The sequence below is a fragment of the Novosphingobium flavum genome, assembly GCF_014230315.1.
Taxonomy (GTDB): Bacteria; Pseudomonadota; Alphaproteobacteria; order Sphingomonadales; family Sphingomonadaceae; genus Novosphingobium; species Novosphingobium flavum.
On the sequence record NZ_JACLAW010000015.1, the window covers coordinates 87,033 to 96,991 of the forward strand.

The 9,959-nt window shown below is 68.8% G+C and carries 7 protein-coding genes; all 7 read left to right on the forward strand.

The features are described 5' to 3' along the window. The first annotated feature begins 125 nt into the window (after nucleotides 1-125). The 7 genes from H7F51_RS16820 (at nucleotide 126) to H7F51_RS16850 (ending at nucleotide 9,767) form a co-directional block, all read left to right on the forward strand. Entirely contained in the window at nucleotides 126-1,487 is a 1,362-nt protein-coding gene (locus H7F51_RS16820) for an oligogalacturonate lyase family protein (protein WP_185665477.1), read from the forward strand. Continuing rightward, complete coding sequence (locus H7F51_RS16825; RefSeq protein ID WP_185665478.1) at nucleotides 1,484-4,210, forward strand: exo-rhamnogalacturonan lyase family protein; 2,727 nt, start codon at nucleotides 1,484-1,486, stop codon at nucleotides 4,208-4,210. The genes H7F51_RS16820 and H7F51_RS16825 overlap by 4 nt, the downstream gene beginning before the upstream one ends. Nucleotides 4,211-4,227: 17 nt before the next feature. Beyond that, a complete protein-coding gene (bglB, locus tag H7F51_RS16830; RefSeq protein WP_425491046.1) occupies nucleotides 4,228-5,352 on the forward strand; it encodes a beta-galactosidase BglB in 1,125 nt (374 codons plus the stop codon). Nucleotides 5,353-5,393: 41 nt separating this feature from the next. Then, on the forward strand, nucleotides 5,394-6,875 hold the full coding sequence (locus H7F51_RS16835; RefSeq protein ID WP_185665479.1) for an MFS transporter: 1,482 nt from the start codon (nucleotides 5,394-5,396) through the stop codon (nucleotides 6,873-6,875). Between the two features lie 13 nt (nucleotides 6,876-6,888). Beyond that, on the forward strand, nucleotides 6,889-7,689 hold the full coding sequence (locus H7F51_RS16840) for a rhamnogalacturonan acetylesterase (protein ID WP_185665480.1): 801 nt from the start codon (nucleotides 6,889-6,891) through the stop codon (nucleotides 7,687-7,689). Then, nucleotides 7,689-8,648 (forward strand): alpha/beta hydrolase, encoded by a 960-nt coding sequence (locus tag H7F51_RS16845; RefSeq protein ID WP_246448664.1) that lies wholly within the window; start codon nucleotides 7,689-7,691, stop codon nucleotides 8,646-8,648. The genes H7F51_RS16840 and H7F51_RS16845 overlap by 1 nt, the downstream gene beginning before the upstream one ends. A 111-nt stretch (nucleotides 8,649-8,759) precedes the next feature. Then, nucleotides 8,760-9,767, forward strand: a complete 1,008-nt coding sequence (locus tag H7F51_RS16850) for a class 1 fructose-bisphosphatase (protein WP_185665481.1) — start codon at nucleotides 8,760-8,762, stop codon at nucleotides 9,765-9,767. Nucleotides 9,768-9,959 lie beyond the last annotated feature (192 nt).

A 9,959-nucleotide genomic window follows, 5' to 3' on the forward strand; every position in this document is an offset into this window, starting at 1 on the left:
CACATTGTGGCATTCAGTGTTACAAATTGGAAATCGCAAGTCAAATGCGATTCCGGTCAGGGAGCAAATTCCCGTCCGGCAGACATCGAGAGGATCCCCGCGCAGCGGGAGACGGGAGCAGGATCATGCGTGCAGGAACTGGCTTGCTGGCACTCGCTATGGTTGCGGGGCTGGGCGTCGCCGCCCCGGGGGCGATTGCGGCGGAGAAGGGCGCGGTTGCCGCGGCTCCGGCGAGCTGGATCGACGCGAAGACTGGCCACCGGGTGCTGCGCCTGTCGGACGAGCCGGGGGTGAGCGCGCTCTATTTCAACGAGGAAGCCTATACGCCGCAGGGCGACCGGATGGTCATTTCCAGCGAACGGGGGATCATTTCGGTCGACCTCAAAACCTGGCAGCAGCGGCTGCTGGTTCCCGGCAAGGAGCTGCAACTGCTCTTCGCCGGGCGCAAGACCCGCTCGGTCTACTACGCGGTGCGCGGCAAGGCTGCTGCCAGTGGTCCGGCCGGCAAGGATGGCGATACCCGGCCGATGCAGATCTGGACGGCGGATATCGACAGCGGCAAGACCCGCAAGATCGCCGAGGTCTCCGGCGCCTCGATCGCCTCGATCAATGCCGACGAGACCCTGCTGGCGGGGGTGACGGCGGAGCGCTCGATGCCGCTCCAGCCCGGCACCCCGGCGCGGGACAGCCGGTTCGGGCAGGCGAACTACGCCGCCACCGGCCCCGACGGCAAGCCGCTGACCTTTGCCGAGGCCAAGGAAGTGCGGCTGAACGACCGGCTCGAAGCGAAGATCCCGATGGAGATCTTCGTGATCGACGTGCGCACCGGCGAGCGGCGCACCGTGGTCCAGTCGACCGACTGGCTCAATCACCTGCTGTTCTCGCCGACCGATCCCTCGCTGCTGATGTTCTGCCACGAGGGGCCGTGGCACAAGGTCGACCGGATATGGACCGTGCGAACTGACGGCAGTCAGCTGACCAAGGTTCATACCCGCACGATGAACATGGAGATCGCCGGGCACGAGTTCTGGGCGCCGGACGGCAAGACCATCTGGTACGACCTGCAGACCCCGCGCGGCGAGGTGTTCTGGCTGGCCTCCTATGATCTCGCCAGCGGCAAGCGGCGCTGGTACGCGCTCGACCGCAACGAGTGGTCGGTCCACTACAACATTTCCCCGGACCAGAAGCTGTTTGCCGGTGACGGCGGCGACAACGAGATGGTCGCCCATGCGCCGGACGGGAAATGGCTCTACCTGTTCCGCCCGCGCGATATTCCCGACGTGGCCGGAATTCATGCGCCGGACGCGGAGAGCCTGATCAAGCCGGGCCGGTTCGACGGAGTGCGTCTGGTCGACCTGAGCAAGCATGATTATCGGCTCGAACCCAATGCGCGCTTCACGCCCGACGGCAAGTGGCTGGTGTTCCGCTCCAACATGGAAGGCCGGCTCGGGGTCTATGCCGTAGAAGTGGCGGGGCCGGCGAAGTGAGCCTCAACCGCCGCGATTTCCTGACCAGCTCGGCGCTGGCCGGCGCGGCGGCAACGCTGCCGGCGGCGACCGTGGCCGAGGCCGCGCTCGAGCGGACCGGGAAGGGCGGCGCTGCGGTCCACTGGCTCGACGGGGCGGCGCCCGCGCTCGATGAAGGGCAGTGCTGGGGGCAGCCCTGGCCGCGCGGAACGCGGCTGGCGCGCGGCGGCTATGCGCTTGCCGGCGACGACGGGAATGTGGCCCCGCTCCAGACCTGGCCGCTGGCCTGGTGGCCGGATGGATCGATCAAGTGGACCGGCCATGCTGCGCCCGCCGGTGCGGTGCGGAGCGCTGGCGGCACGGTGATGGCTGCGCGCGCGCGTTCGGCCGAGGTGGTGACGGTCAGCGAGGAGGCGGATGCGATCCGCGTGACCTGCGCGGGCGTGGTCTGGCTGCTGGGCCGGTCGGGCCCGGCGCTGATCCGTTCGGCCGCGATCGGCGGAAACGAGGTGCTGCGTGAGGTCGGACTGATCGCCACGGCGCAGGACCAGCCGGACGAGGATGAAGGCGAGGCGCCGCGCCGCATGGCCTTTCGCGGCGGCATCGAGCGGGCCACGGTGGAGCAGGCCGGGCCGATCCGCGCCGTCGTGCGGCTCGAAGGGCGGCACGGCGGGGAAGGGGAGCCGTGGCTGCCCTTCTCGCTGCGGCTCTATTTCCACGCGGGTTCGCAATGCGTGCGGATCGTCCATTCACTGGTGTTCGACGGCGACCCGGCGGCGCGCTTCGTCAATGGGCTGGGGCTTGCCGGCGAAGTGCCGATGCGCGGCGAGCCGCACGACCGCCATGTCCGCTTCGGCGGCGAGGATGGCGGGCTCTGGGCCGAGGCTGTGCGCCCGCTGACCGGCCTGCGTCGTGATCCCGGCGTGCAGTTCCGCGCGGCGCAGGTGGCCGGCGAGGCCGTGCCGCCACTCGACCAGCTGGCGCCGGTGCTGCGCGAGGAGCTGCGCTATATCCCGGCCTGGGGCGATTTCACCCTGTCCCAGCCCAATCCCGATGGCTTCACCATCGCCAAGCGCACCGGGCCGGGCCACGGCTGGATCGCGGCGGACGCGGGCCGCCGCGCGCCGGGGTTCGGCTATGTCGGCTCGCCGCAGGGCGGGACGGCTTTCGGCCTGAGCGATTTCTGGCAGCGCGCCCCGGTGCGGCTCGACCTGCGGGGCGCGGCGGGCGATGCCGCGCGCTTCACCCTGTGGTATCACTCGCCCGATGCCCCGGCGATGGATCTGAGGTTCTATCACGGCACGATGGGGATGGAGGACTGGTTCCACCAGAACAAGGGCCTCGACGTCACTTACGAGGATTTCGAACCCGGCTGGGGCACGGCGCAGGGGATCGCGCGCACCACCGAGTTCCGGCTCTGGGCGCTGCCCGCCACGCCTCCGCGCGACAGGCTGGCGCGCATGGGGGCACTGGTGGCCAGGCCGCCGCGCCTGATCGCCACCTCGGCCGCCGTCCACGATGCGGGCATGTTCGGCGTCTGGGGCTTTGTCGATCGCTCTTCGCCGGCGCTCGATGGGCTGGAAACCCGCGCCAGGGCCGAACTCGATTTCTACCTCGGGCAGGTCGAACAGCGGCGTTGGTACGGGTTCTGGAACTACGGCGACGTCATGCATTCCTACGATAACGACCGCCACGTCTGGCGCTATGATATCGGCGGCTTTGCCTGGGATAACAGCGAGCTCTCCACCGACCTGTGGCTGTGGCATTCCTATCTGCGAACGGGGCGGGCCGACCTGTTCCGCATGGCCGAGGCGATGTGCCGCCATACCGGTGAGGTCGACGTCTATCACATGGGCCGGTTCAAGGGCTTCGGCACCCGCCACGGCGTGCAGCACTGGGGCGACAGTTCCAAGCAGCCGCGCATATCGAACGCGGCCTATCGCCGGATCTACTACTACCTCACGGCTGACGAGCGCTGCGGCGACCTGATGCGCGACCTGCTCGGATCGGAGCAGCGGCTGGCCGAGGTGGATATCGAGCGTAAGACCGGCAGCGTGGATGCGCCCGGCGCCCCCCGCGCGAAGCCGCCCGCGGGCAAGGTCGAGATGGCCTTCGGCACGGTCTGGGGCTCGCTGCTGGCGGCCTGGCTGACCGAGTGGGAGCGGACCGGCGACAAGCGCTGGCGGGAGCGGATCGTGGCGGGAATGGAATCGATCGCGGCCCTGCCAAGGCAGTGGTTCGCGGGCTATGCCATGTACGATCTTGCCTCGGGGCGCTTTTCCGGCGGCGAAACGGTGCGGATCAGTCATCTCAACGGCGCCTTCGGCGTGTTCGAGATGCACGCCGAACTGCTCGAACTGATCGACATGCCGGCCTACCGCGAGGCCTGGCTCGATTACTGCGAATTCTACAATGCCCCGGCCGAGGCATTTACCGCCAGGACCGGCGCCAAGTGGGCGCCGCGCGGGCTCAGGCAGGGCCATGCCCGTTTCACCGCCTATGCCGCCGCCAAGCGCAGGCGCCCCGATCTGGCCCGCCGCGCCTGGGAAGAGTTCGCCGGACAGGGCGACCGGCCCGACCGCGTGCCCGCTGCCCCGATGCGGCGGATCGACGGCGCCGCCGTGCTGCGCCCGGTCGACGAGATCCACGGCATTTCCACCAATGACGCCGCCCAGTGGGGGCTGGCCGCGCTGCAATTGTCGGCGCTGGTCGGCCGCTTTGCCGGGCCGGCCGCTGCAACCTGATTTTCGGAGTAGATCCAGTGACCCAAGCCACTACCTCTAGCGCCACCCCCTCCCGTGCTGCCGTGACCGAGACCATCGGCCTGCTGATCGACAACCTCGTCAACATCAAGGACGAGACCGGCGAGTTCCTGCTCCATCTCGAGGATGGGCGGATCATCGACACCAAGGGCTGGGCCGGGTGGGAATGGACTCACGGCGTCGGCCTGTTCGGGATGTGGCGCTATTACGAGCAGAGCCGCGATCCCAAGGCGCTGGCGATCATGAAGCAGTGGTTCGTCGACCGCTTTGCCGAGGGCGAGACCACCAAGAACATCAACACGGTGGCCCCGTTCATCACGCTCGCCTTCCTCCACGAAATGAAGCCGGACCCGAGCAACCTTGCCCGCTTCGACGACTGGGCCGAGTGGCTGATGGCCCCCGCAGGCGGCCTGCCCAAGACCGAGGACGGCGGCTTCCAGCACATCGTCTACAACGATGAGAACCCCGGCGAGATGTGGGACGACACGCTGATGATGAGCGTGCTCCCGCTCGCCAAGATCGGCCTGCTGCTGGACCGCCCCGCCTATGTCGAGGAGGCCAAGCGCCAGTTCCTCGTTCACATCAAATACCTGTTCGACCGCAAGACCGGGCTGTGGTTTCACGGCTGGACCTTCGAGGGACGGCACAATTTCGCCGAGGCGCTGTGGGCGCGCGGCAATTGCTGGATCACGATCGCCATTCCCGAATTCGTCGAGCTGCTCGGCCTGCCGGAAGGCGATGCGCTGCGCACCTTCCTGCTCGATACGCTGGCCGCACAGGTCCGCACCCTCGCTGCCACACAGGACGAGGGCGGGCTGTGGCATACCCTGGTGGACGACCCGACCTCCTACCTCGAGGCCTCGGCCACGGCGGGCTTTGCCTATGGCATCCTGAAAGCCGTGCGGCTGGGCTACCTGCCGGCCGAATACGAGGACGTGGGCCGCCGCGCGGTTGCCGGAGTGCTCGCCAATATCGACGCGCACGGTGAGCTGCAGCAGGTCAGCTTCGGCACGGCGATGGGCGATACGCTCCAGTTCTATAAGGACATCGCGCTCACCTCGATGCCCTATGGTCAGAGCCTCGCCATCTGCGCACTGGCGGAATATCTTCGCCGGCTCGACTGACCAGGGACCAACCGGGCAACGAGAAAAGAACGGGACAGGACATGACCGCAAGCACACCGCGCCCCGTGCGCCTGATCAACTATCTCGCCTATGGCGCCAACGACGTGCTGGGCGCGGGATCGATGGCGGTGATCTCGGCCTGGGTGCTGGTGTTCTACACCCAGTTCTGCGGGCTTTCGGCCGGGCAGGCGGCGCTGATCTTCGCCACGGCGCGGATTCTTGACGCTTTCGCCTCGCCGATGATCGGCCATGTGTCGGACGGGTTCGGACGGACGGCGCTCGGGCGGCGCTTCGGGCGGCGCCGGTTCTTCATCCTTGCGGCGATCCCGCTGCTGCCGAGCTTCGCCCTGATGTGGCTGCCGGGGATGAGCTTTGCCTACTATCTCGTCAGCTACGTGCTGTTCGAGCTGATCTACGCGATGGAGATCATTCCCTACGAGACGCTCGCCGCGGAGATGGGGAGCGACTACCGGACCAAGGCCAAGTTCGCGGGCTTTCGCATCCTGTTCGCGCAAGGGTCGGCCGTGCTCGCGGGGTTCCTGCCGCTGTGGCTGATCAACTGGCTCGGACGGGACAGCGCCGATACCTTCTTCTACATGGGCGCGATCTTCGCCGTGCTGTTCATGCTGGCCGCAGCGGCGCTCTACCTGTGCAGCTGGGAGCGGGCGCACGTCGCCGCGCCGGTGGCGGCCAGAAACGTGTCGCCCATCGCCGCGCTCTACCGGAACCTCGCCTCGACCCTGCGCATCCGCGCCTTTCGCCTGCATCTCGGGCTCTACCTCGGCGGCTATATCAGCCAGGACGTGTTCAACGCGGCCTTCACCTTCTTCGTGATCTTCGCACTGTCCGGGTCCACCCAGATCGCCTCGGGACTGCTCGGCACGATGTATATCGTCCAGTTCGTCGCCGTGCTGATCGCTATCCAGCTGGCGCTGCGCGCCGGGCCGGCCGCGGCCTACCGCACGGCGGCAGGGTGCTTCGCGGCGGGCGTGGTGGCGCTGCTGGCGCAGTGGAAGCTCGGCATTCCGGCCACGGCGGCCCCGGTGTGGATCGGCATCGGCCTCGTCGGGCTCGGGCGCGGGGCGCTCAACTATATCCCCTGGGCGACCTACAACTACATGGCCGACATCGACGAGATCGTGACCGGGCGGCGGCGCGAGGGCAGCTTTGCCGGGGTGATGACCTTCGTGCGCAAGGCGACCCAGGCCGCGGCCGTGGCGGGGGTCGGCGTGCTCATGGACGTGGGCGGCTTCGTCGCCAAGGCGCCGGTGCAGAGTTCGGGGGCGATCCACACGCTCGCGCTGGTGCTGGGCATCGGCACGATCGGCGTACTGGTGCTGGGCGTGCTGGTCTCGCTGCGCTTTCGCCTCGGCCCTGCAACCCACGCGGTGCTGATGGCCGAGATCGAGCACCTGCGCGCCGGGGGGCGGGAGCCGACCTCGGAGCAGAGCCGCCGCGTGGTCGAGGATCTGTCGGGCTGGCGCTATGACCAGCTGTGGGGCAACAATCCGGTGGGGCGCTGAGATGGGGCGGGCCATGTCGCTGAAATGGGCGCTTGCCCTGGTCCTGGCCGGGCCGGTCGCCGCGCAGCCGGCGGCGCCCCCCGCCTCGGGCCGCATCCTGATTGCCGGGGATTCGACCGCGCAGACCTATGGGCCCGAGCGCTATCCGCAGTCGGGCTGGGGGCAATACCTCGGCTGTGCCCTGGTGCCGGGGGCGCAGGTGATCAACCGCGCCATCGCCGCGCGCAGCACGCGCACCTTCATCGGTGAACACCGCTGGGACGACCTGATGGTCGAAACCCGGCCCGGCGACACGATCCTCATCCAGTTCGGCCACAATGACGCCGCCTACGAAAAGCCGGAACGCTTCGCCGCTGCCACGACCATGTTCCGCGACAACCTCCTGCGCTTCGTCTGGGAGGCGCGCGGGCGGCAGGCCGTGCCAGTGCTGGTGACCCCGGTGGCGCGCCGCTCGTTCTGGGACGATGGCAAGGCCCGGGCCGACTTTCCGGAATATTCGGCCGTAACCCGCGCAGTCGCGGCGCAGACCGGCACGCCTCTGGTCGATCTCGAAGCGGCCTCGCGGACGCTGATCGACCGGACGGGGCGCGAGCCTGCCCGCGCGCTGTACCTGCATTATCCGCCGGGCGTCTGGCCGGGCTTTCCCAAGGGGATCGACGATGACACCCATTTCAGCGAAATCGGCGCGCGGCGCATGGCCGGGCTGATCGCCGATGCGCTGTCCGCCCTGCCGATCCCGGCAAGCGCGCTGGTGGCGAAGGAGCGGCCCGATCTCGCCCGCGCCGCGCCGCTCGGCACCGGGGCCTGCCACTGATGCCCGCCCGGCGCGGCTTTCTCACCGGCGCGGCGCTGCTCGCGGCCGGATCGGCGGTTCGGGCCGGGGCGAAGACCATATTGCCCAAGGCCGCGCCGATCTCGATCGTGCCGCTCTGGCCCGATGGGCCGCCGGGGGGCATTCCGGCCGGGCTGGCGGAGCAGGAAATCCCGCGCTCGCCAACCGGCCCGGCTGACGACACCGCCTTCCTTCACGTGACCCGGCCGGTCCTGCTCCATTGCCGCCCGACGCGCCCCAACGGAGCGGCCGTGCTGATCGTGCCGGGCGGCGGCTATGTCCGCGTGGCGATCGGGCTGGGCGGCGAAGCCTTGCTGCGGGCCTTCGCGGCGGCGGGCTATTCGGCCTACCTGCTGCGCTACCGCCTGCCGGGCGATTCGTGGCAGGCGGGGCCGGATGCGCCGCTGCAGGATGCCCAGCGTGCCTTGCGCCTGATCCGCTCCCGCGCGTGGGTGGATGGCTTCGCGGCGGAGCGGATCGCGGTCTGGGGCGGGTCGGCGGGCGGCCACCTCGCGGCGCGGCTGGTGAACGCTGCGCGGCCGGTTTACGCGGCGGCGGACGCGGTCGACGCGCTGCCGCTGGGGGTGAAGGCGGCCCTGCTGCTCTATCCGGTCAACCTGATGACGGGCCCTTTCGTTCACGCCCAGTCGCGGCAGGAACTGCTGGGCGCGGCGCCCCGCGCCGATGCGAACGGCTATGCGGCCGAAGCCGGCGTTGCGGCCGGCAGTCCGCCGACCTTCCTAGCCCATGCGCTGGACGACGGCGTGGTGCCGGTCGACAACAGCCTGTCCTACCTCGCCGCGCTGCGCCGGGCCGGGGTGCCGAGCGAACTGCACGTTGTCGAATCCGGCGGGCACGGTTTCGGCTGGGCGGGGGAGGATGGCGCGCCGCTGCCGTGGACCGGCTTGGCCCTGCGCTTCCTCGCCCGCCATGGGGCCTGAAGCGCGAAGCGACAAGGTTTTGCCGGGTTTTGCTTTGCTGCCCGGTCATGGCGCTGCAATAGTGACGGCGCAGGGCCAGAATGTCTGCCGATGCACGAAAGGTTTGCCGAGATGAAGTCCATCACCCTGACCCGCTTCCTGATCGAGCAGGAGCGCGAGGCAGACGCCCTGCCGACCGAGCTCAGGATGCTGATCGAGACGGTGGCCCGCGCCTGCAAGGCCATCGGCAACGCGGTCTCGAAAGGCGCGCTGGGCGAGGTGCTGGGCAGCCTCGGCAGCGAGAACGTGCAGGGCGAAGTGCAGAAGAAGCTCGACGTCATCGCCAACGAATTGCTGCTCGAGGCCAATGAGTGGGGCGGGCATCTCGCCGCCATGGCCTCGGAGGAGATGGAAACGCTGCATCGCATCCCCCACCGCTACCCCAAGGGCGAATACCTGCTGCTGTTCGATCCGATCGACGGTTCAAGCAACATCGATGTCGGCCTGACCGTGGGCACGATCTTTTCCGTGCTCGTGGCACCTGCCGAATGCTCGGGGCGTGACGTGACCGAGGAGGATTTCCTCCAGCCGGGAAGCCGGCAGGTCGCGGCAGGCTATGCGCTTTACGGGCCGCAGGCGCTGCTGGTCCTGACCATCGGCGCCGGGGTCTATGAATTCACGCTGGACCGCGAGATCGGCTCGTGGCGAATGACTGACGGACCGATGACCATGCCGCAGGGCGCGCGCGAATTCGCCATCAACATGTCCAACCGCCGCCAGTGGTCACCCGCCGTGACGCGCTACATTGACGAGCGCGTCGCCGGCAGCGAGGGCCCGCTGGGCAAGGACTACAACATGCGCTGGACCGCCTCGATGGTGGCGGACATCCACCGCATCCTCAAGCGCGGCGGCATCTTCCTCTATCCGGCCGACGCCCGCGAGCCGGGCAAGGCGCGGCTGCGGCTGATGTACGAGGCGAACCCGATGGCCTTCCTCGTCACCCAGGCCGGCGGCGCGGCAACCGATGGCACCACCGCCATCCTCGACATTGCGCCGTCCGGCCTGCACCAGCGGGTGGGCGTGGTGATCGGCGACAAGGCGGAAGTGGCGGCGGCCAGCGCGATGGCCGAGGTCGGCTAGGGAGCGGGGACGGAATCCGTCCGCTTTCGGGAAGCTAGGTTGGCGGGTTGGATGACGGAAATGTCGGGGAAGCGAACCTTGCCTTGTGTCATGGCCGGACCTAATCTCGAACAATGCCGACGCGCACCTTCGACTTTCAACCTCGCTGGAAAGAGGAACTTGTAGTCTCCAGCGGCGACCGATCGTTCGTGC